21 protein-coding genes are annotated in these 22,861 nt (G+C 39.9%); 12 read left to right on the forward strand and 9 right to left on the reverse strand.

What is annotated here, in order from left to right; all coding sequences use genetic code 11:
* Positions 1-4: 4 nt before the first annotated feature.
* The 6 genes from ACOKFD_RS03400 to ACOKFD_RS03425 form a co-directional block, all read right to left on the reverse strand.
* The gene (locus ACOKFD_RS03400) at positions 5-1,060 is read right to left on the reverse strand and encodes a type III polyketide synthase (RefSeq protein WP_422859969.1); all 1,056 of its coding nucleotides are present in this window, start codon (positions 1,058-1,060) and stop codon (positions 5-7) included.
* The gene (locus tag ACOKFD_RS03405) at positions 1,057-1,776 is read right to left on the reverse strand and encodes a methyltransferase domain-containing protein (protein ID WP_422859970.1); all 720 of its coding nucleotides are present in this window, start codon (positions 1,774-1,776) and stop codon (positions 1,057-1,059) included. Before ACOKFD_RS03405 ends, ACOKFD_RS03400 begins: the two co-directional genes overlap by 4 nt.
* Positions 1,773-2,915 carry an NAD(P)/FAD-dependent oxidoreductase gene (locus tag ACOKFD_RS03410; RefSeq protein ID WP_422859971.1) on the reverse strand — a complete coding sequence of 381 codons (1,143 nt, stop codon included), beginning with the start codon at positions 2,913-2,915 and terminating at the stop codon, positions 1,773-1,775. The genes ACOKFD_RS03405 and ACOKFD_RS03410 overlap by 4 nt, the downstream gene beginning before the upstream one ends.
* Positions 2,916-2,974: 59 nt before the next feature.
* On the reverse strand, positions 2,975-3,664 hold the full coding sequence (locus ACOKFD_RS03415; RefSeq protein ID WP_422859972.1) for an OmpA family protein: 690 nt from the start codon (positions 3,662-3,664) through the stop codon (positions 2,975-2,977).
* A 3-nt stretch (positions 3,665-3,667) separates the two neighbouring features.
* The gene (locus ACOKFD_RS03420) at positions 3,668-4,156 is read right to left on the reverse strand and encodes a lipocalin family protein (RefSeq protein WP_422859973.1); all 489 of its coding nucleotides are present in this window, start codon (positions 4,154-4,156) and stop codon (positions 3,668-3,670) included.
* 85 nt (positions 4,157-4,241) lie between these two features.
* Positions 4,242-6,218, reverse strand: a complete 1,977-nt coding sequence (locus ACOKFD_RS03425) for an alpha-ketoacid dehydrogenase subunit alpha/beta (RefSeq protein WP_422859974.1) — start codon at positions 6,216-6,218, stop codon at positions 4,242-4,244.
* A 110-nt stretch (positions 6,219-6,328) separates the two neighbouring features.
* Between ACOKFD_RS03425 and ACOKFD_RS03430 the strand changes: the two genes are divergently transcribed.
* The 5 genes from ACOKFD_RS03430 to ACOKFD_RS03450 all read left to right on the forward strand — a co-directional run bounded on the left by ACOKFD_RS03430 (position 6,329) and on the right by ACOKFD_RS03450 (position 10,433).
* Positions 6,329-7,279 carry an isopenicillin N synthase family dioxygenase gene (locus ACOKFD_RS03430; protein ID WP_422859975.1) on the forward strand — a complete coding sequence of 317 codons (951 nt, stop codon included), beginning with the start codon at positions 6,329-6,331 and terminating at the stop codon, positions 7,277-7,279.
* A gap of 12 nt (positions 7,280-7,291) precedes the next feature.
* Entirely contained in the window at positions 7,292-7,618 is a 327-nt protein-coding gene (locus tag ACOKFD_RS03435; protein WP_422859976.1) for a translation initiation factor, read from the forward strand.
* A gap of 145 nt (positions 7,619-7,763) precedes the next feature.
* Complete coding sequence (locus ACOKFD_RS03440; RefSeq protein ID WP_298998877.1) at positions 7,764-8,696, forward strand: DUF1835 domain-containing protein; 933 nt, start codon at positions 7,764-7,766, stop codon at positions 8,694-8,696.
* Between the two features lies 1 nt (position 8,697).
* Complete coding sequence (locus tag ACOKFD_RS03445; protein WP_422859977.1) at positions 8,698-9,567, forward strand: nucleoside phosphorylase; 870 nt, start codon at positions 8,698-8,700, stop codon at positions 9,565-9,567.
* 20 nt (positions 9,568-9,587) lie between these two features.
* The gene (locus ACOKFD_RS03450) at positions 9,588-10,433 is read left to right on the forward strand and encodes a substrate-binding domain-containing protein (RefSeq protein WP_422859978.1); all 846 of its coding nucleotides are present in this window, start codon (positions 9,588-9,590) and stop codon (positions 10,431-10,433) included.
* On the opposite strand, the gene ACOKFD_RS03455 is transcribed toward ACOKFD_RS03450, so the two are convergent.
* Positions 10,434-10,838, reverse strand: coding sequence for a response regulator (locus ACOKFD_RS03455; RefSeq protein WP_422859979.1), 405 nt, complete (start codon positions 10,836-10,838; stop codon positions 10,434-10,436).
* 84 nt (positions 10,839-10,922) lie between these two features.
* The gene (locus ACOKFD_RS03460; protein WP_422860998.1) at positions 10,923-11,588 is read right to left on the reverse strand and encodes a uracil-DNA glycosylase; all 666 of its coding nucleotides are present in this window, start codon (positions 11,586-11,588) and stop codon (positions 10,923-10,925) included.
* Between the two features lie 86 nt (positions 11,589-11,674).
* Here ACOKFD_RS03460 and ACOKFD_RS03465 point away from each other — a divergent pair, with 86 nt between their 5' ends.
* Genes ACOKFD_RS03465 through ACOKFD_RS03485 form a run of 5 tightly spaced genes read left to right on the forward strand, consistent with a single transcriptional unit; the run spans position 11,675 to position 18,025 of the window.
* Positions 11,675-12,727: a dipeptide epimerase gene (locus tag ACOKFD_RS03465; RefSeq protein WP_422859980.1), complete on the forward strand. Its 1,053-nt coding sequence runs from the start codon at positions 11,675-11,677 to the stop codon at positions 12,725-12,727.
* Complete coding sequence (locus ACOKFD_RS03470) at positions 12,728-13,759, forward strand: DUF1611 domain-containing protein (RefSeq protein ID WP_422859981.1); 1,032 nt, start codon at positions 12,728-12,730, stop codon at positions 13,757-13,759.
* 18 nt (positions 13,760-13,777) lie between these two features.
* Positions 13,778-15,445, forward strand: a complete 1,668-nt coding sequence (locus ACOKFD_RS03475) for a formate--tetrahydrofolate ligase (protein ID WP_422859982.1) — start codon at positions 13,778-13,780, stop codon at positions 15,443-15,445.
* A gap of 58 nt (positions 15,446-15,503) precedes the next feature.
* Positions 15,504-17,675 (forward strand): endonuclease MutS2, encoded by a 2,172-nt coding sequence (locus tag ACOKFD_RS03480; RefSeq protein WP_422859983.1) that lies wholly within the window; start codon positions 15,504-15,506, stop codon positions 17,673-17,675.
* On the forward strand, positions 17,672-18,025 hold the full coding sequence (locus ACOKFD_RS03485) for a hypothetical protein (protein WP_422859984.1): 354 nt from the start codon (positions 17,672-17,674) through the stop codon (positions 18,023-18,025). Before ACOKFD_RS03480 ends, ACOKFD_RS03485 begins: the two co-directional genes overlap by 4 nt.
* 186 nt (positions 18,026-18,211) lie before the next feature.
* On the opposite strand, the gene ACOKFD_RS03490 is transcribed toward ACOKFD_RS03485, so the two are convergent.
* Positions 18,212-19,852, reverse strand: coding sequence for a thiol-activated cytolysin family protein (locus tag ACOKFD_RS03490; protein ID WP_422859985.1), 1,641 nt, complete (start codon positions 19,850-19,852; stop codon positions 18,212-18,214).
* Positions 19,853-20,160: 308 nt separating this feature from the next.
* On the opposite strand from ACOKFD_RS03490, the gene ACOKFD_RS03495 reads away from it, so the two are divergent.
* Together ACOKFD_RS03495 and ACOKFD_RS03500 are read left to right on the forward strand one after the other, a co-directional pair.
* Entirely contained in the window at positions 20,161-22,062 is a 1,902-nt protein-coding gene (locus ACOKFD_RS03495) for a hypothetical protein (protein ID WP_422859986.1), read from the forward strand.
* A 51-nt stretch (positions 22,063-22,113) separates the two neighbouring features.
* Positions 22,114-22,860 (forward strand): hypothetical protein, encoded by a 747-nt coding sequence (locus ACOKFD_RS03500; RefSeq protein ID WP_422859987.1) that lies wholly within the window; start codon positions 22,114-22,116, stop codon positions 22,858-22,860.
* The last annotated feature ends 1 nt before the right edge of the window (position 22,861 follow it).

Here is a 22,861-nt window from a genome sequence, read left to right on the forward strand (position 1 = left end):
TTTATTACCAACGCAATAATACACGTTGCGCCGAGAAACCTGGCCCAAAGCTGAGTACCAATCCTTGCTTTTCTTTTTCATAAGGTTGGCTTAAAAATTGCTCCAACACGTATAGTACCGTTACGCTACTCATATTACCAAAATTTCTAAGTACTTCTCGGGTTGCATCAATATTTTTGCCTAATTCCCCAAATAAGGATTCAACCGTCTCTACAATCTTTCGGCCCCCTGGATGAAATATCAAATAGTCCACCTCTTCAATTTGAGTCCCATTTTTTTCGAGAAACGGATGCACAATTTTAGGAAAATGCGAAGAAATCATTTCAGGAACTGCAGGGTCCAAAATCATTTTGAGCCCTGTGTTGGTCAAATCAAAGCCCATTAAATGCGTAGCTTCCTTAAAATGATACATTTCCTCTCCAATTATTTCAGGTCCTGATATTATTTCTTCCGATGACAACAGTGCACAAGCGGCCCCATCACCAAAAATGGCAGCACTCACCATGTTGGCCATTGAAAAGTCGTTTAACTGAAAAGTTGCCGTAGGACTTTCAACCGCTACCACAGCAGCTCTTTTATCTGGATTCGCTTTTAAAAAGTGTTTTGCATAAATCAATCCTGAGACCCCAGCCGCACAGCCCATTTCGGTTACAGGCAAACGGACAATATCCTGTTTGAACCCTAATGCATTAGCCAAGTAAGCGTCCAATGAGGGAATCATAATTCCCGTACAACTTACGGTGATGATAAAGTCCAATGAGTCTGCTTGCCAACCAGCAGCATTCAATGCTTTATTTAAAACCTCTTCCCCGAGCTGCTTTACTTCACGTATATAGATATCGTTTTTCGCTTGGAAAGAAGTGGCTGTAAAGACCTCTGCAATATCCATGATTCCATAGCGTTTATCCACTCCAGAGCCTTCAAAAATCTTTACAACCTTTCTTCTAAAGCGCTCCTCTTGTTGAGAAAGCCATAACTCCACAAAAGGAAGTATTTCCTTGGTAGTCCTACTATATTTTGGCAATTGCTTAGCTACCTGTACTACGCGTACTTGACTCATGTTTTACTTGGTTGGTTAATTTGTATTATCCATACATACCGAAAGGCCCATTTCCATTGAATTGTATGAATAACATTTGGTATTTTTTTTGACAGTTTTATGAGGTCATCCTTATGAAACCCCTTGCTTATGGATATCAGTCCGTCCACTTGGGCAACCCTAGTACGAATGAAGAAAAAACTAAAAATCTTGAATAGGTTGTACGATAGCTTGCTACGCTGCAAATCATTGATTACAACACCCACCTTGGACAATCTTACAAATTGCTTTAAAAAGGTGTCTATACGGTCCTCATCAAAGTGGTGCATCGTCAAGGTATTGATTATAATGTCACAGGTGAAGGAAGCATCTGCTTTTAAAATGTCCATTTTTTTGAACTCAATTTGCGGATATGCCTCGCTACTCTCACGAGCAATTAACAAAACATCATCACGGAGGTCAATGCCCATCATTTTATGTGAGACCCCTTTTTTATTGAGAAAATCGGAAAGTTTACGAAGCATGGTACCGTCTCCACAGCCCATATCTAAAATCGTATACGATTTTTTTCGCTCCTGTTGAATGAGTTTCCAGACACCATCTATGGTGATTGCGTCACCGCCCAAAAGGCTATTACAGCGATTGATGTCCTCATAAGCCTCTCGTAACTTTGGCAACTCCATATTGGGGTCATCCATTAATTCATCGACCCTACTTCGAATTGAAAAATCCATCATTGTAAAATTGGTTTCCCATGCGTCCCCGAGATAACGCCTTTTAGTATTTTTTCTGAACTCGCCACAGTTGATAGCATAAAATCAAACCAATTGGTATGTAACATTAGGCTCTGTAGCATTCTTCCCAATCTCAATCTTTTTTGAAATTCCTCTGTCCATACTTTTTTATATGCTTTTTCCATAGCTTCTCTCGTGAATTCTTCCTTTTCCAAATACATGTCGACACATTGAGCGGCCATTTTAGCGCTATGTATGGCCATAGCCATTCCATTGCCACAAAGTGGATGAATCAGTCCTGCTGTATCCCCACACATCAGCACATGATTTTCTATGAGTTTCTTTTTATCGAAAGAAACTTGTGCTATGCTCAACGGTTTTTCAAAAACTGGTGTTGCTGACTCAAAAAAATGGTCGAGAATTGGATTCTTTGCTAACACTTTTCTTTGAAATTCTTTTAGACTCCCCAAACATTTAAAGTCTTCATATTTCGCCAGATAACAGAAGTTGATATGGCCCTTTTCGGTTTTTGATAGTCCGCCATACCCTCCAGGAAAAGTCTGCAGCGACACCATATGATTGGGAAAATCATAGCCATTGTAATGGCATTTGACCGCCAACCATGCTGATTTTTTTGAAATAAAGGGACGCTTGAGTCTTTTATCCATATTGGATCTTTTTCCAAAAGCTCCAATCACCACATCGGCCATGATTTCTTGTTTGGAAAGACGTAGTTCAAACCTGTTTTCATTGAACTTGACGTCTTGAACAGAATCAAACAAAAACTCTGCCCCACTCTGCATAGCCAATTGATACAATCTTTCATCAAGGGCATATCTACTTACCCCAAATCCCCCTAAAGGAAGTGTGACTTGCGTTGTTTTGCCGGTATATGTGCCAAGTTGCAGGGTAGATATATCAACTGAGGTCAATTTTCCAACATCAAGACCTAGTTGTTGAAGATAAGGGCGCACTTCATTGGAAACATATTCCCCACAAACTTTATGGTGTGGGTAAGTATTCTTTTCAATTACAAGCACTTGTTTTCCTCGCTGGGTTAAATCAATTGCCGCGGTCAATCCTGCCAATCCCCCTCCAATAATTACGACCTCATTCGTATTCACATATTGAAGATACATCATTCAAACAAAAATCCCGACCAATTGGCCGGGATTCAAGTAAACTTTTTAAATCTTTACTATTAGTTGGTGCTTTGGTATGCCTCTTCTTTCAATTCTTCACTTGCCATAATAGCCAACTCCACTCTTCTGTTCTTGGCCTTGCCCTCTGAAGTCTCATTGGTTGCCTTAGGCTGTGCTTCCCCATACCATTTTGTAGTAAACCTTCCACTGGAAATCCCTTTACTGACCAAATACTTGGTTACAGATTCTGCACGTTGCTTAGATAAATTTAAGTTATAGTCTTCTGGGCCTGCACTATCCGTATGTCCTTCAACCAAGATTATAGATTTTGGGTATTCTTTGAAAATACCTACCAATTTGTCCAAAGTAGCTGCAGAAGTCCCTTTTACATCTGACCTATTGGTGTCAAAATACACTCCAGCATCTTCATTGAAGGTAACGTTGATTCCTTCTCCAACTCGTTTTACTTCAGCACCTGGAATTTCTTCTTCAATGCGTTCAGCCTGTCTATCCATCCGGTTCCCAATATATCCTCCTGCTGCACCGCCAACAACAGCTCCAATTATGGCGCCAAGCGCAGTATTGCCCTTTCCTACATTGTTTCCTATGACCCCACCAATAACGGCACCTCCAGAGGCACCAATAACGGCTCCTTTTTGAGTGTTATTTGCATTTTTGACAGCATCACAGCTTAGAAGTAGCCCGATGGTCAATACATATACTGTAGTTTTCTTTACTATATTTTTCATGAATTATTGTTTTTTGGAAAATTGATAAACTATGGTAACGGGTTGCCCGTCCACTGAAACATTTGATCTTAGTGTCATAGATTGCTCAGTAAGGCTGCTGATATTCAAGCGATACCCAAATCCACCTGAAACATCTTTTCTTTTTTCATCAATGAACTTGAACTGCAACTGACTGCTATAGTTCTGTGTTGGTTCAACTACCGACCATCTGAAAAAACGGTCTCCACCCTGACAAAGTGAACTTTGGGAAATGGTGTATCTACCCGTACTGTTGTTATCCCTAAAGAACCAGTCACTTCCCTCAAAGCATATATCTTCTGCATCATTAAAGATTGTAGATTTGAAATTACCCGTGTTATTTTCATATGAGATATCGTCCAGAGTCCAGCTGCCACTGAATAAGTTACGTTGGGTTCGAGCACTTTTTGAGACCGAACAGGACATTAGCAACAGACCGAATATTGTTGCTACTAAAAAAGTTTTTTTTGCCATAAGATTAGAAGTTTTATTGTTGATATACGTTTAGGACACACAAATTTGCGGTTTGTATTGTTAAAAATTTGTTAAGTATTTTCTCTTAATAATCATAAAGTTCTAATAAAGCATTCGCAAACCGTTGTTTGGGCAAAAAGTTCTCTTCTAGATTCTTCGCAAAAGGAACCGGCGTATCCAAACTGGCCACCCTTTTGATAGGTGCATCCAAGAACTCAAAGCAATTCTCCATTACGGTTGCCGATATATCGCTGGCTACACCGCCGAAAAGGGTATCTTCTTGCAATATGATAAGCTTACCAGTCTTTTTTACTGAGGTGAAAATGGACTCAAAATCCAGAGGTTGAAGTGTACGCAAATCTAACACATCCGCTTCAATGTCTGGGTATTTTTTTAGTATTTCCAATGCCCAATGGATTCCAGCACCATAAGAAACCACAGTCAATTCTCCACCTTCCTTTACTAGTGACGCTTCACCAAATGGCAACGTATAATAATCAGCTGGAACATCTTGATAAATACTTCGGTACAGCCCTTTGTGCTCAAAAAAAAGTACAGGATTGGGGTCATTGATAGCCGTAGCCAACAGCCCTTTGGCATCAGATGGAAAGGCAGGATACACCACTTTAAGGCCAGGAACTTTAGTAAACCACGCTTCGTTGGTTTGCGAATGAAAGGGTCCGGCCCCTACCCCACCTCCGCAAGGCATTCGGATGACCACATCTGCCTTTTCGTTCCATCGATAGTGCACTTTAGCTAGATAATTAACAATGGGATTGAATCCGGAGCTCACAAAATCCGCAAATTGCATCTCCATTACGGCCTTCATGCCATTAATGGAAAGCCCCATTGCTGCAGATACGATTGCCGATTCACAAATAGGCGTATTTCGCACACGACTTTTCCCAAATTTCCCCGTGAATCCCTCAGTTATTTTGAATACGCCTCCATATTCAGCGATATCTTGCCCCATTATGATAAGCTCATTGTATTTATCCATGGATTGTTCCAGGCCTTCGGACACTGCATCCACAAAACGAATGTTTTTGGTCTCCAAACCTGGTTCAGAATGCTCGTATTCAAAACTATAGTAAACCTCATTTGTTTCCTTTGCTGTATCTGTAGATACCTCTGGTTCTTCAAAGGCCTTTTTTAAATGGGTATCTATTTCGTTCGTAATCGATGCCTTATACTCTTCAATACTCTTATCCGACAATAGTTCTTGCTCTTTTAAGTAGTCTTCAAAATTGGAAATAGGGTCTTTCTCGGCCCATTTTTTCATCAACTTATCAGGAACGTATTTGGTTCCGCTAGCTTCTTCATGGCCTCGCATACGAAAGGTCTTGAACTCCAGCAACACAGGTCTTGGTCTTTTTCGTAAGGATTTACACAACTCATCTACCTTGGTAAATACTTCTGTGATATTGTTTCCGTCAATTATTCTGGATTCTATACCATAACCTTTCGCTCTATCGGCAAGGTGCTCACAATTGTATTGCTCATTAGTGGGGGTAGATAACCCGTATCCGTTATTTTCAATACAAAACAGCACCGGAAGATTCCATACAGATGCAACATTCAAAGCTTCGTGAAAATCACCTTCACTGGTTGCACCTTCTCCCGTAAAAACAGCAGTTACCCTTTTCTTGCGTCGAATCATGTCAGCCAAAGCAATTCCATCTGCAACACCAAGTTGGGGACCTAAATGGGATATCATTCCCACAATTCTATATTCCTGAGTGCCAAAATGAAAGCTACGGTCTCTACCTTGTGTAAAACCACTTTGTTTTCCCTGCCATTGTGCAAAAAGCCTATACAATGGGATGTTCCTAGTGGTAAAAACACCTAAATTTCTATGCATAGGTAGAATGTACTCTTCCTTTTTCAAGGCCATGGTTACCCCTACTGAAATGGCTTCTTGCCCTATTCCACTAAACCACTTGGAAATCTTTCCTTGCCGAAGAAGAATCAGCATTTTTTCTTCTATCATTCTGGGTTTCAACATACCAAGATATAGGTCAATCAAAATCTGTTTATCCAGATGGTCAGTATGGTATTGCATAAAGGATTTTTTACAAAGACTAAAAGTACTAAAATGCCCTATGTTGCCATGAATTCTGTTTAACCTTTATCGTAATTCCGTATTTTTGAGGGTACCTAAATTATATCGTTATGAGTGCTATACCCAGTGTCGACCTGCAAGACTTCGTATCTGGAGATTCTTCCAGAAAGGAAAAATTTATCAAAGAAATAGGAGCTGCTTTTGAAAATATAGGTTTTGTCGCCCTTAGCGGACATTTTTTGGAAGATGAACTAGTGGACAAGCTCTATTCCGAAATCAAGGAGTTTTTTCATCAACCCCAAGATTTAAAGGATAAATATGAGATTGAAGGCATTGGAGGACAAAGAGGATATACCTCATTTGGAAAGGAGCATGCCAAAGGAAAAAAAGAGGGCGATTTGAAGGAGTTTTGGCATTTTGGACAATATGTAGAGGACAATCCAGAACTTGAAGAACAATATCCGGACAATGTTGTGGTCGAAGAACTACCCAATTTCAATTCTGTGGGTAAAGAAACCTATCAAAAATTGGAGAAAACGGCGAAGTATGTATTGAGAGCTTTGGCCCTTCACTTAGATTTAGAGGAAACTTATTTTGATGAATGGATAAAAAATGGAAATTCTATTTTAAGACCAATCCATTATCCTCCCATACAAGAAGAACCCAAAAATGCCGTTAGAGCTGCTGCCCATGGCGATATCAACCTTATCACGTTGCTTATGGGTGCGCATGGTAAAGGTCTTCAAGTACAAAATCATGAAGGCGAATGGGTAGATGCCATAGCACGACCCGACCAATTGATGATCAATGTTGGGGACATGCTTTCAAGATTAACCAACAATAAGCTTAAATCTACCATTCACCAAGTGGTCAATCCACCTAAGGAGTTATGGGGCACGTCAAGATATTCCATCCCTTTCTTTATGCATCCCGTTAGTGAAATGCCTTTGAACTGTTTGGCGAACTGTATTGATGAGGACCATCCGAAAGGTTTCGAGGATACTACCGCAGGTGAGTATCTGAATGAAAGATTGATTGAATTAGGGTTGGTAAAAAAATAAGGCAGCACATCAATGAGTTTACAAGACCAACTTCGTAATCTATTCCCAGACCATACTCCCGAGGAACCTGAAAAAGACCAAGTAAAACCAACATATTGGCTACAGGACGAGCCTCTTATTTGTAAGTATGAAAAACGAAAGGGCAAGCCCATTACTATTATAGAAGGATATAATGGCGCCGATGCAGATTTCAAGAAATTGACCAAGGATATCAAGTCCATGTTAAGTGTTGGTGGGAGCTTTAAAAATGACACAATTATTATCCAAGGAGATTACCGGGATAAAATAATGGAGTTTCTAAAATCCAATGGGTTTTCCGTAAAACGGGTCGGTGGCTAATTGTCAATTTTACATTTTGAATCCTCTATTCTGTTTAACTTGTTAAAATTCGCTATTGAAAACCAAGGTTTTACGAAAAAGTTTTTGAGTTTTTCGTTTTAATCTTACTTTTAATACTTCTAACCGACGAAAACTAAAACTGAAAATGAACTCACTGTTGCACATTACCAACGGGGACAGTTTTACCTCCAGATTAAAAACACTTGACCTCAAGGGAGACATCATAACTTGGCGTGAAATGCTCTGCGAGGGCAAAACGTTATGCAATGTTGGGAGCGAATCCTTTTGGAAAACCAGATTTGAGTTTTTAAACAAGAACTACCGAGTATCTAAATCGTGGTTTGTAGAAAAGACTCTCAAGGAATATCGTTCGCTATGTAACCACAAACAACAGGACCAAATAGTTTTGTGGTTTGAATACGATTTGTTTTGCCAAATCAATATGTTAGCAGTCATTAGTTGGCTAAAAACACATAGAAGACATGCTGAAATCTCTTTGGTGTGCAGTGGCAAAGAAGATGAAAGTGACAAAATGTATGCGCTCAATGAGCTCGACGATGAAAAGCTTTTATCCCTATACCAGAACCGAATCAATCTTACTCAAGATGATATAGAATTTGCGGATTATGTTTGGCAGTTATATTGTAGCGACAATCCCATGCGACTTGAAAATGTAATTACCCATAATCCTTTTCAGTTCAAATATCTTTCAGAAGCTTTAAAAGCCCATCTGAAAAGATACCCAACTATAAAAAACGGGCTTAATTTATTGGAGAACAAAGTATTGGCCACTATAGAAAATGAAACTCTCGAATCCAAAGATGACCTGCTCAGAGCACTCCTAAGCAGCCAAGGACACTATGGGTTTGGCGATACCCAATACAACCGTATTATTACATCCTTGCGCCCTCTAATCAGCTCTTTTGATCCAATTAAATTAACAAAAAAAGGTAGGGAAGTATTAAATAATAAGATAAATTACTATTCGCAAATACGTGATAATCAACAATATCTAGGCGGTTCTTTAAAGTATAACTTTTTATATAATTCTTCAACAGATAGAATTCTAAAGCTCTAAAATGACGCTTGGAGAATCCGAGTTAATTCTGAATCCAGACGGAAGTATCTATCATTTAAACCTACTTCCCCAAGATATTTCTGAGACGATTATCACAGTTGGTGACCCCGAACGGGTTAAAACGGTCTCTAGATATTTTGATTCCATAGAAATCAAAAAAGAACGCCGAGAATTCCATACACATACAGGTTTTTATAAAAACAAACGCCTAACAGTCATCTCTACAGGTATAGGAACGGACAATGTTGACATTGTTTTCAACGAATTGGATGCCCTTGCAAACATCGATTTCAAAACCCGGAAGGTAAAACAGCATAAAACGCAATTAGATTTTATACGTATCGGTACATCAGGTGCTATTCAACCTGACATCCCTGTAGATTCTTTTCTTTTGAGCACCTCTGCTGTGGGATTGGAAGGTTTATTGCACTTTTACAATTCTGAGCATTCCAGAAACTTGGATTTAGAAAGGAAGTTGATCTCCAATCTAAGATGGAATAGGTTTGGCATACATCCTTATGCAGTAGATTGTGATAGCTCGCTTGCAAAAAAAATCGTATCAAATCGTATACGTTCTGGTATAACTGTTACAAATTCAGGATTTTATGGACCTCAAGGAAGGGTGCTTCGTATTTCTGCAAAGCTCAAGGAGTTTACCGAAGACCTTTCCAAGTTTTCCTTTGAAAATCGCCCGATAACCAACCTGGAAATGGAAACAGCTGGTATTTACGGACTAGCAAAACTATTGGGGCATAGAGCAATCTCTCTCAATGCTATCTTGGCCAACAGGATTACAGGCGAATTCTCGACCAATGGTTTTGAAACTGTTGATAGATTGATTCAATACACCTTAGAGAAACTGGTGGAATAACTCTAGTAAAGATTGCTTTAATGAAAACTGTTAGAATCATAGGAGTACCTGAGCACTTTAACCTACCTTGGCATCTAGCTATTGAGGAAGGCGCTTTTGAGGAACGAGGCATTGACTTGGTTTGGACCGATATCCCAGAAGGGACGGGAAGAATGTCTGAAATGCTTCAGCGAAATGAGACAGATTTGGCCATTATTCTTACCGAGGGAATCATCAAAAGTATATCACATGGGAATCCGGTAAAAATTGTACAGGAATATGTTTCCTCACCTTTAGTTTGGGGAATTCATGTGCGTCAGGATAGCGAATATCAATCGGTATCCGATTTGGAAAAAGCAGAAATCGCCATCAGTAGAATGGGGAGTGGAAGTCATTTAATGGCCACAATTCATGCCCAAAAAATGGGATGGGATACCAATTCACTACGTTTTCGGATAATAAATAACCTGATGGGCGCATTGGAAGAATTTGAAAATGGTTCTGATGCCTACTTCATGTGGGAGCATTTCACTACCAAACCCTGGGTGGACAAGGGAACGTTAAAGCGATTGGGAGATTTTCCAACACCATGGCCCTGTTTCGTAATTGCCGCTACCCAAGCGTTTATTCAAGAAAATAGCGGTTTATTAAAGCATATACTGGAAATCATCGATACCTATACCGTTGAATTTAAGACCATTCCAAGTATAGACCGAACCTTGGCCAATAGGTATGGTCAAAAACTGGAAGATATTCAAGATTGGCTGTCCAAAACTATCTGGGGCCAAAGTCAGTTAAAGGAAGAAATCTTAAACGAGGTTCAGAGTCAGTTGAAACACCTAGGCCAAGTTGAGAAAATTAAACCTTCCAGTACTTTTTTGCTATAGTTAGGAAAAGTGTTTTTTGATGAGTTCCTTGAATTTTAAATCGGATAGAGGTTTCTGCGCTGTATCGGACACACTAGGGTGAGCCAAAGCCATTTCTGTTGTCTCTTTCGTATCCAAAGCGGTTAACATTACTACAACTATATTCTTCTTAAACTCAGAATCAAATTGCTGGCTGTATGTGTCCAAAAACTCCCATCCGTTCATAACTGGCATATTGGTGTCCAAAATCAACAAACAGGGCATTTCTTCAGGATTGGTTTCATGCTCTAAATAGTCTATGGCTTCCTTTCCGTTATTAGCAATGCTCACAGGAAGATCATCACTAAGCTGCTTCAGAAAGAAACGGTTCAAAAAGTTGGTAGTCTCATCGTCATCGACAAGAAGCACTGACTTCAGTCTTTTCAACGTACGGGGTTTTGCGTGTATTACTATTAAAGTAATAAACGTACGAAATATCTTATTATTTTAACAGTTTTACTTATAGTTTATTCACCAAGTTATTAACGGTTTTCCCAATGAAGTTAAGATGGAATTTGTTTTACTAAAATGTTGATTTCCAAACCATAAACCTCTATTTGCGCTTAATGGTGAAGGGTGTCCTGAAGTAAGGATATGATGTTTGGATGCATCTATTAAAGAAGATTTTTTCTTGGCAAACCCACCCCAAAGTAAGAAAATCACTCCCTCCAATTCGGCAGAAACTGTTCGTATTGTGGCATCCGTAAACTCTTCCCAGCCCTGCTTTTGATGACTTCCTGCCTGATGCGCCCTCACCGTTAAAGTGGCATTTAATAATAATACACCTTGATTGGCCCATCGCTCTAAATCCCCACTTTTGGGATAAGGAGTGCCAACATCCACTTTGATTTCTTTAAAGATGTTTACCAAAGATGGTGGGTGTGGAACTCCATCTTTGACTGAGAAACATAATCCATTGGCTTGATTGGGGCCATGATATGGGTCTTGGCCAATAATTACCACTTTCGTTTCATAAAATGGGCAATGGTCAAAGGCTGCGAATATATCCTTGCCTTTGGGGTAGCATGTGTTGTTTTTATATTCTCCTCTCACAAAAGCGATCAACTGCTCAAAATAGGGCTTATTAAATTCAGGCTGAAGATTTACTTTCCAACTGGGTTCAATAGTGACATTCATCATGTGAAAATAGTTAAAAAAACTTCTGGGACATAGTTTTGAAACCATTGGTAAAACCAATATTTTAGATAAACCAAAAGCCCAACATGCAAGGACCAAAAGTTGATTTCAAAATCCTTTATCTTAAAAAAAAGTATCCCTTACGTATTAGCAGAGGAGTCCGAGATGGCCAATACAACCTGTATGTTTCTGTTACGGAAGATGGGCATACTGGCTGGGGAGAAACATCACCGGGAGCTTCTGAGGGTGCAGAAACAGCAGAGATTGCCCAGTCTGAACTGGAACGTTTTTTGCACCAATACGACGCTTTCAATTCTCCACACAAAGCCTACGATGCTGCATTGCAATTAGAAATTGCACCCTGCGCCTTGGCCGCGTTGGATATCGCGCTGTGGGATTTAAAAGCAAAAAAAGCGAAAATGCCATTGTATCAGCTTTTAGGGTTTGCAAAACCTAAACATGCTACCTCAATTACCCTGGGCATTATGTCTCCTGAAGAGGCAAAGGAACGCCTTCCACTCATTTTGGAAAACGAAGGTATTCGCACCCTAAAGGTAAAACTAGGCAGTAATGATGGTATTGAAGCCGATAAAGCCATGTATAATCAAGTGCTGGAATACCATAGAAAGTATCCCATATCCATCCGGGTGGATGCCAATGGTGGGTGGGATGTAAAAGAAGCGCACCACATGATGCAATGGTTGTCTGAAAGGGAATGTGAATATGTAGAACAACCACTTAAAGAAGGACAAGAGGTAGATTTACCTTATTTATTTAAAAACAGACCTTTACCTATTTTTTTAGATGAATCCTGTCGGTTTGCAACCGACATTCCGAAATGGGCCGATGCAGTGGATGGCGTGAACATGAAATTGATGAAATGTGGCGGTGTAACTGGAGCGCTACGGATTATTTCAACCGCCCACGCATTTGGTTTAAAAACAATGATAGGTTGTATGGGGGAATCATCCATTTCCATAGCAGCAGGTGCAGCGGTATCCGGAGCACTGGACCATATTGATTTAGATTCCCATCTCAATCTTAATCCAGACCCTTGTGAGGGTGCGCCATTAATAAACGAAATTACCATGCCCATGGATGTACCAGGTCATGGAGGTAAATTTAAATCCGAAGCATAAATGTTTAGCACAACACAGAAGTTATGCATCTACATGGAAGGAGCTCTGGATAATGATTCTGGTAAAATGGGCTTTGGGCTAATGCGCTTTTCAAAACATCCCATCGTCTGTGTAATCGATTCTAAATTTCAAGGCAAAACAGTAGCAGAAGCCGTAAACCTTCCGTATTCAATCCCGGTAGTGGCTACCGTTGAAGATGCCCTAGTCACGGGAAGCGAAATAATGGTGCTTGGTATTGCTCCGAGTGGGGGCAAATTCCCTGATTCATGGGATAAACCAGTTTCTTTTGCATTGAAAAATGGACTATCTCTTATAAATGGCCTGCACGATGACTTAAATGCCCGTTTTGCCCATCTTTTGGGTGTCAACCGGATTTGGGATGTACGAAAACCCAAATCTTCTTATCCCATCGCCACAGGAAAAGCGGCAAAATTGGATAACAAAAGAATCCTAATGATTGGCACGGACATGGCCTCGGGAAAAATGACGGCAGGATTGGAACTCTATGCAGCTTTGCTGAAGAAAGAAGCTAATATAGGTTTTGTGCCAACAGGACAAATCGGGATAACCCTTATGGGAAGCGGCATTCCTTTGGATGCCATAAAAGTAGACCAAGCAGCGGGAGCTGTGGAAGAAGCAGTTTTGGCCGAAAGGGATAAAGACATTGTTATTGTGGAAGGTCAAGGGTCACTGGCTCACCCAGGAAGTACCGCTACCCTACCCCTTATCCGTGGCACACAGGCTACCCATTTTATACTTTGCCACAAAGCAGCTAATGATCATTTAAGATTTCCGGTATCCCACGTGCCTATACCTCCTCTGGATGAATTCATTAAATTGAATGAAAACGTGGCTAAAGTATGTGGCTCACAATCTCCTGCCGAAACCGTCGGGATAGCCCTAAACACCATTGGTTTATCCAAAGCAGAAGCCGAAAACAAGGTAATGGAAATAGAAAAGCTTACAGGACTGCCCACAACCGATGTAGTCCGTTTTGGGGTAGAAAAACTAGTACAAGCAATTATGCAATAAAATACATCCTTTGATATTATGACCGATTTACAGATTGCCAAGAAAGTAAGCCTTAAACACATTACAGAAATAGCGAAAGCATTTGGAATTGGTCAAGAGGATATAGAAATGTATGGTAAGTTTAAAGCCAAGCTACCTTTAAGCGCCATCGACCCAAGAAAAGCGGCCAAGAGCAACTTGGTTCTAGTTTCTGCTATCTCTCCTACCCCTGCAGGTGAAGGAAAAACAACCATGTCCATCGGTTTATCCGAAGGTTTAAACCGATTGGGCAAAAAGACCACTGTGGTACTGAGAGAACCATCTTTGGGCCCTGTTTTTGGGATAAAAGGAGGAGCAACAGGTGGTGGTTATTCCCAAGTGCTTCCTATGGAAGACATCAATCTTCACTTTACCGGTGATTTTTCAGCCATTGAAAAGGCACATAATCTGTTGGCAGCTTTGATTGATAACAATATCCAAAGTAAAACAAATTCCCTGGGAATTGATGCAAGAACCGTAAGTTGGAAACGTGTTGTGGATGTTAACGATAGAGCGCTTAGACAAGTAATTGTCGGCTTAGGGGGAACAACGTCAGGAGTGCCAAGAGAAACCGGTTTTGATATTACAGCAGCCTCAGAAATCATGGCCATTCTTTGCTTAGCTGATGATTTGAATGATTTAAAGCGAAGACTGGGCAACATTTTTGTGGGCTACACCTACGACAAGGAACCCATCTATGCCAAAGACCTCAAAGCTCAAGGTGCGATGACCGCACTTTTAAAAGATGCCATCAAACCTAACTTGGTCCAAACCATCGAAGGCAATCCTGCCATTATACATGGCGGGCCTTTTGCTAATATCGCTCAGGGAACAAATTCAGTTATCGCAACCCTAATGGGAATGTCGCATTCCGAATACACTGTGACCGAAGCTGGTTTTGGTTTTGACCTTGGGGCGGAGAAGTTTTTTGATATTAAATGTCAAAGTGCCGGATTAAAACCAAAAGCTGTAGTGCTTACCACAACCATTCGTGCTTTAAAATATCACGGGGGAGCTGACCTTAAATCGCTAACTGAACCCAATGTAGAAGCGCTTAAAAAGGGACTGCCCAATCTTGAAAAGCACCTGGAAAACATTTCTAAGTTCAATATTACACCGGTCATTTCAATCAATAACTTTTTAACGGATACGGATGAGGAAATTGATGTAATCAAGGAGTTTGCAAAATTGAAAGGAGTTCGTGTGGCTTTGGCCGAAGTTTGGGCCAAAGGTGGTGAAGGCGCCCTGGAGCTGGCAAAGCATGTCATCAACATAATCGAATCGAATACCTCTGGTTTTAAGCCTTTGTATTCTTGGAATCAAAGCGTCACTGAAAAAATCGAGACCATTGCCAAAGAAATTTATGGTGCCGAACACGTGGATTATACCGCCAAAGCCAAAGCACATTTAAGGAAAATAGCAAACCTTGGATTGGACCACTTACCTGTTTGTATTGCCAAAACCCAAAAATCCTTGTCTGATAATCCAAAATTATTGGGGCGCCCAAAAGATTTTATCATTACGGTGCGAGAGATTGAAATAGCGGCCGGTGCTGGATTTTTGATTCCAATAACCGGAAATATTATGCGAATGCCAGGATTACCGGCCCACCCAGCTTCGGAAGGAATGGATATTAATGAAGCGGGTGAAATAACAGGCCTATTCTAATATTCTTGGCTTTTAGCAATGCACCAAAGTCCTATCTTTGCGCTGCTATAAATAGAAAATGCGGCAAATACATCCGAAAACATTACAAGATCTAGAGTTTCCAACCATTTTGGAACAGCTTTCTGCACGCTGCAATACCGAATTGGGCAAAGCTGCAGCTCTTGAAATACAGCCTCTTGAAAACAAAGAATTACTGTTGAATGCCTTGGGGAGAACCTCAGAGTATTTAGCTTCGTTTTCCAATGAAAACAGAATTCCCAATCACGGTTTTGACACCATTAATGGAGAGTTAAGGTTATTGGCCATTGAAAATACAACCTTAGAAGTTTCAGGGTTTCGAAGAATTTCAGCCATTTGTACAACCTTGAGTCTGCATAAAAAGTTTTTCAAAAAGTTCAAGGAATATTATCCTTTGCTCTTTGAATTTTCAGAAAGTTTTGAAGAGAACAAATCTATTCCTGAAGAAACAAGCAATGTCATAGATAAGTTTGGGGAAGTAAAGGATACCGCCTCATTGGAGCTAAAGCACATCCGTCAACAAATCAACGAAATACGGGGAAAAATCAATCAAAGTTTTGGTGTGGCGCTTCAACGCTACCAAACTTCGGAGTTTTTGGATGAGATTCGGGAATCTGTAGTGGAAAATCGAAGGGTATTGGCGGTTAAGGCCATGCATCGTAGAAAAGTGAAAGGAACTGTAATGGGTTCTTCCAAAACAGGAAGCATTGTTTACATTATTCCTGAGGCTACCCTGACCTACGCACGGGAATTGAACAATTTGGAATATGACGAGAAAGAGGAAATTCAACGGATACTGAATGAACTCACAAATTTCATACGCCCTTATCAAGAATTGCTAAAAGCATATCAAGAATATCTTATTGCAATAGATATCATTGCAGCCAAAGCGAAGTATGGTTCAGAAATGGATGCTATCCTTCCAGAAATCAATGAAGACAAACAATTGCATTTAAGGGATGCTTACCACCCACTACTCTATCTTTCCAACAAACTCAAAAAAGAAAAAACTTGGCCACAGACCATTCAACTTCATCCTGAAAACCGAATCATTGTAATTTCTGGGCCTAATGCGGGTGGAAAAAGTATCACTTTGAAAACCATAGGTTTGCTTCAAGTAATGCTAAAAAGTGGTTTTCTGATTCCTGTGCATGAGCGAAGTTCAGTCTGCTTTTTTGATAGGATTTTAACGGATATTGGGGATAACCAATCTATTGAAAATCATTTAAGCACCTATAGTTATAGGCTCAAGAACATGAATGCTTTTCTGAAGAAGTGCAACAACAAAACTCTTTTCCTCATTGATGAATTTGGTACAGGCTCCGACCCAGAATTGGGAGGTGCTTTGGCCGAGGCTTTTCTGGAAGTTTTCTATGAAAGAGAAGCCTATGGGGTAATCACTACGCATTACGCCAACCTTAAAGCTTTGGCCAATGAATTACCCCATGTTACCAATGCTAACATGCGTTTCAATTCCAAGACCCTAGAGCCCACTTTTCAATTGGTTTTAGGCGAAGCAGGAAGTTCGTTCACCTTTGAAGTAGCTCAGAAAAACGGTATCCCCTATAGCCTTATCAACAAGGCCAAAAAGAAAATTGAGCGTGGCAAGGTTCGGTTTGATGCCACTATAGCAAAATTGCAAAAGGAACGCAATAAAATGGCTCAAACCGGTTCTCGACTACAAGAAGAAGAGAATAAAGCCCGTGAAGAAGCAGAAAAGTTGGAAAAACTGAATTCCAAAATCAAAAACAAACTGGAAAACTACCAGGAACTATATGACCATAGTCAGCGTATGATACAACTTGGCAATAAGGTCAATACTGCCGCAGAACGCTATTTTGTTGATAATAAAAAGCGACTCTTGATATCAGAACTACTTCGTATTGTGGAAACGGAGAATAGTAAACGTAAGAAAACCACAGCGAAGCAGGTCAAAGCCAAACAAGCGCAACAAAAACAAGTGGCCCAAGAACTGGAAAAAAAGATTGTCAAGGTTAGGCATGAAAAGAAAATAGAAAAAAAGAAGGCGGAAAAAGCAGAAAAGAATAAACCTAGACCCATATTTAAGATTGGAGACCGGGTTCGCATGTTTGACGGGAAAGCAGTGGGTAGTATTGATACCTTAGAAAAAGGGAAAGCTGTGGTGAATTATGGTATGTTTACCACTAATGTGAGTGTGGACCAATTGGAACTTGTAGAAGCTAAAAAATGAGAACATCTTTTACATTATATAAAAAAGGACTCGCTATTAGTGTTGAAGTTATGGTGCATAACAGCAAAATATGCATCCGTGAAAACAGCAATAGCGGAGAACATTTGACCCTTGTTGCGAATAATTCTGAAGCGGATTTATTAAAAGCTCTTGAAGCCAAATCCTGGTTACAAAGCCTGTTCTCCAGAAAGAAACCAGAGACCTTGTCAACAAAGCAAAGAATTCTTAAACTAATGGCTGAAAAATTCACTTCTCCGGATAAAGACCCTTATCAAGAGATTACTGCTTTTTTTAAACAACACAAGATTCAATATTCGAATTCGTATTGGCCAGATTCCGATAGATTTTAAGAAAAAAATTTATCTAAAACAACAATTATTAGTCTACAATTGGAGTATCTACTGAAAGCTATTCAAATTTGAAGAAACAAAAGTTAATCATTGTTTATTGGTCATTACACATTGAATATTGCTGTTAAAAAAACAGCCGACATCAAGTTGTTGAACCCAACTTGAGCGGCCGACTGCATTTTTAGATTATAAGGTTCGCTTTACCGTAAAGGTTACTTCTACCTGGTCGTCAAAATCATCTATTACAATTTCTTTTTCCTCGTTCAATTCTAAGTCTTTTAGTCGAAGTTCATCATCATCCGCGTCTGTCATATGATTCCCCAGCCTTGAAAAACCAAAGATACCGTTGTCATCGAACAGTTCGCCATAGCATTCTATATAATCATTGGCCATATCCGGTCGATACGGTCGCAACGTGTAGGGTTGTACATCGTCATCATCTTGAGGGAAATTTAGAGGCTTGTCATTTTGAACATCTACGAAATTGTCTCTGTTTTTTTTCCAAATTGGGCCATCTCTAAAATCATTATTATTTATGTCCAGTGGCACACCTCCTACTATCATCCGAATCCCAACTTCGCCATAGAGTTCAATGTCAGAGGGTTGTGTAGAAGTAATACTTTTGATGGTAACTAGATATTCAGGATAAGCTACATCGCAGTTTCTTACCTGATATTCAGTAGCTAATACTACCCTTGCCGCTGGGAAACCCTGCTTCACAAAACTTAATTTGTAGGCTATGGGCGCACCAGGCGAGTCTTGGGAATAGTTGCCTCCCTCCGCAATAAACTCATATATTTTGGATAGGCTATCCCCTCCAACGGTTTGGGCAGCGCTCGCTCCGGACCCCCCAATAATTAAAGCTTTGATGCTGGAATTTTCCAGAATTTTTTCTGAGTCCACATCCAATTCAAATGAACCGCCTTTCTCCCCTGCTTCAATAGCAGCTTCAAAAGCCGTTTTTACTTCTGTGATACTTGACTCGGATTCGACGGTATACAGAACCATACGACCATAGGTGACCGATGAAACATATACCGGACTGGTGGAGCCCAAACTTTCAATACTGGGAAGGTCCGTAAATAAATCACTGGGTGATTCCCCGGGAGAATCTAGGTCTAGGGTAAAATAGCGTTGGATAAACTTTAGCACATACTTTCGCTTCGTTGTTGTGGTATTAAAGTCAAAACTACCGGAAATATCCTTCGTCCTATCTCTATAATTGGCTCCCAGTGCCACGGACAATTGTTCCTCTGAAAAAACTTCAGATTCGTCAAGGGTAAGCAGTGCGGGTGTAGCACCAATAACTTCGCGATTCAACAACTCATTGATACCTTCCCTGACCTCACTAAGTTTATTAGGGTCATTGATGGTCACACTTGGTTTTCCGCTAATGTTACTTAAAGAAATAGACATGGTAATGGGTGCCCTATCTACGTTTATTCGTGCGTATTCACCCGTAGGGATGGTTTCTCCCTTTAACATGGAGCCCGGATAAATGACATCTGTCGTAGGGTCCAGCATAAACAGTTCATTAAAACCGGGGGCTCCCTCAAAGTTTTGGGCAGAGCATTCAAACTCCGTGGCACCTACCCTTTCCGGAGAGGTCGAAGCAGTCTCAACAATTGAAGATTCAGATGGTTGGCTAAACCCGCTTAGGTTGGCAACAGCCGCATTAAATTCATCTGCTTCATTACCGGAAAATTGAGGTTCAGCAGGGGCATCTGAAGTAGGTTCGTCTTTACTACACGCACAAATAATGAATACGAATGCCAATGTCAGCATTCGTAAGGTGGTTTTTAATAGTGATTGATTTGTTTTCATCATTTCTTGGTTTTTTAGATTCAACACTTCAAACCTAGAAGAGAAAAAAGCCAGTCCCTAATTTTGGGCATGGACAAAGTATGGACAGGGAAAAGGACAAAGGTTAAATGAGGGCATGGACAATAAATCTGGCGGACAATATCTATTATTTTTTAATTTATTGATTATCAATTATTTATAATTATTTCAATAAGGTGTCTGCACGAAAAAGCTATGGACCGATTATGGACAGCATATAGGACGGTAATTTCCATCCTCTTTCACCTAATAGCCATTTAGAGTATATTTAGATTATTCAAAATCAATGATACATGAAGCTTCATATTGCTCTATTTACCATTTTTTCGTTCTTTTTCCCTTTAAGCATCATCTCACAATATGATGCAACGCCAGCACAAATTGATAGTTTAGAACAGCTGTTACGGACATCACCAAGAGACACAACACAAACCTCTATTCTTACTAATTTATGGAGGGCCCACGTTAATAATGATATTGACAAGGCTTTCTTCTACGCTGACGAACTGATTAAACTAGGGATGGATTTAAATCATGTTCCTGCGGAATACACTGGTTATCAGCGCATGGGTATCGCTTATTCCTATATTGATGACTATGAGAAATCCAATGAATATTATCGTAAAGGACTGCAATTAAGTATCGAAAGAGATGATTCCAGTTGTATTGCCGTTATGCACTTGAATATTGCTACCAACCATAATATAATGAACCGGGAAGATAGTACGCTGTACCATGCGAAACATGCCATCCCCGCTTTCTTGGTAAAGAATGATTCGTTGGGATATGCGGGTTGTCAAGAATTGATATCCAGTGTTTACTTTAACAAGGGGCAATACCAACTTTCGTTGGAATATGCGCTGGAAGCCATGAGGACCTACCAAAAATATGACCATTATAGGGCCAAAATGGGTGAAGTTGGGTCGATGACCAGAATCAGCCGTAACTATTTGCAAATGAAAGATACAGTATTGGCTATTGATTATATAAAGAAGAGTATTTCTATTCATAAAGAACAAAACGACAAGCATGGACTGATGTACAACACTTTTCTTTTGGGACTAATCCAATCCAATAATCCTCAAAAAGTTGAGGAAGCACAACAGCTACTCTCACAAAGTGAATCTTTGGCGAAAGAGATGAAGTTCTCAAGTGGACTGGTCAATGCCTATTATGGATTAGGATATAATTCGAATAAGCGCAATCAATTGGAAAAGGCCAAAACCTATTTGGAAGCGTCCTTACGACTCTCAGATTCTTTAGGTCAAGTTGCCAATAGCATCGACAATAAGCTATTGTTGGCAGAAATTGCCTTAAAGGAGAACGATAATTCAAAGGCAATTGGGTATGGCAATGAAATTCTTGATTTGGCAAAGTCCAAAGAGTTTCTGGAAGATCAGGCAAAAGGTTTCGAGGTGTTGTTCAAAGCCAACCAAAGCATAGGAAATGACATTGAAGCTCTTGCCAACCATAAATTGTTCAAGAAACTTAATGATAGTATCTACAACCTAAAGAACGGGCAGCGTTTGTCTGAACTCCAAACCATTTACGAAACCGAGAAAAAAGAAGCTGCTCTGGCCCTCCAAGAAGAAGAAATTAAAACACTAAATGAAAAATCACGCGCAGACAACCTGCAAAAAGGGTTATATGCGGGAGGAATGGCCTCTGCCCTAGCCTTGTTTGGACTTTCCGTTTTTGGGTATCGCCAGCGCATTAAAAGAAATCGAATTGCCAGAGAAAAGCAGGAGGAAATCTATAAACAGGAAATTGCCCACAAACAAAAAGAGTTGGCCAGTCAAACCCTGCACCTGGTCCAAAAGAACACCTTTATCCAAGAGTTGAAAGAGAATTTAGAAAATCTAAAAAACTCGCCAGAAAAGTTCAAGGCAGAATTTCGTCGCATTGTGATGTTGCTCAAAAAAGAAAATGCTTCGGACAAAGACTGGGAGGTGTTTAAGACCTACTTTGCTGATGTACACAACGACTTTGACCAAAAATTAAAAACCCTATACTCTGACATTTCAGAAAAAGAAATCCGATTGGCAGCCTTCCTTCGCATGAATTTGACCACCAAAGAGATTGCAGCAACCCTCAATGTTTTGCCAGACAGTATCCTTAAATCCAAATATCGCCTCAAAAAGAAATTGGGATTGGATAAGGAAACCGATTTAACCAGTTTTTTGAATACCCTATAGCCAGGTCTTTCAGATTCTGATGTATCTTAGGGCTTATCTAAAATCAAATTCTTGTCTTCTAAAACCATCCTTCTTTTTCTGCTATTGCTCATTTCTAAATTTGGAATAAGTCAATCAAAAATCAGTGTACTTATTCCCTCCGTGGATGAGGAAACCGACTATATTTGGAGGAATCTTCAGGATATCCCCTTTTTTGATGAAAATGGGTATAAAATTAGTCTTCCCAAAGGGAAATTGATTGATGAATTGGTCAATAAATCTCGAAAAGGAGTACTAAATGACAAGGATTATCCATTGCTAAAATCGTTCATCTCAGATAGCGTCTATAAAAAAACAGACTATATATCGGGGTACAAAAAAGTAAAAGCAGTTGAGAATTTAGTACATCGCATGTTGGTTGATATCAATGCTTCCCATTTTAACGGGAACTTTAAAAAATTTGATGAGTATAAAATCGTTTTAACTTTATATGGTCCCGGTGGAAGCTATGACCCAGATACAGGCTCCATATTGCTATTTACCACTACCGAAGGAAAATTCAAGAATTATGACAATCCTGCGAATACCATAATCCATGAAATTATCCATATCGGAATTGAAGAATCCTTGGTTCAACAATGCAACATTCCACATGCTCTAAAAGAACGGATTGTAGACCAATTTGTATCCCTTTATTTTGGAGCTGTTCTTAAGGATTATAAAATTCAGGATATGGGTGACTACCGCATTGACTCCTATCTAAAAACAAAGGTTGATGTTCTCCAGCTGGAAAAATGGGTCAAATCTATCCTAAACTAGT

Origin of the sequence: Flagellimonas ulvae, assembly GCF_049333175.1 — a bacterium.
Classification (GTDB): Bacteria; Bacteroidota; Bacteroidia; order Flavobacteriales; family Flavobacteriaceae; genus Flagellimonas.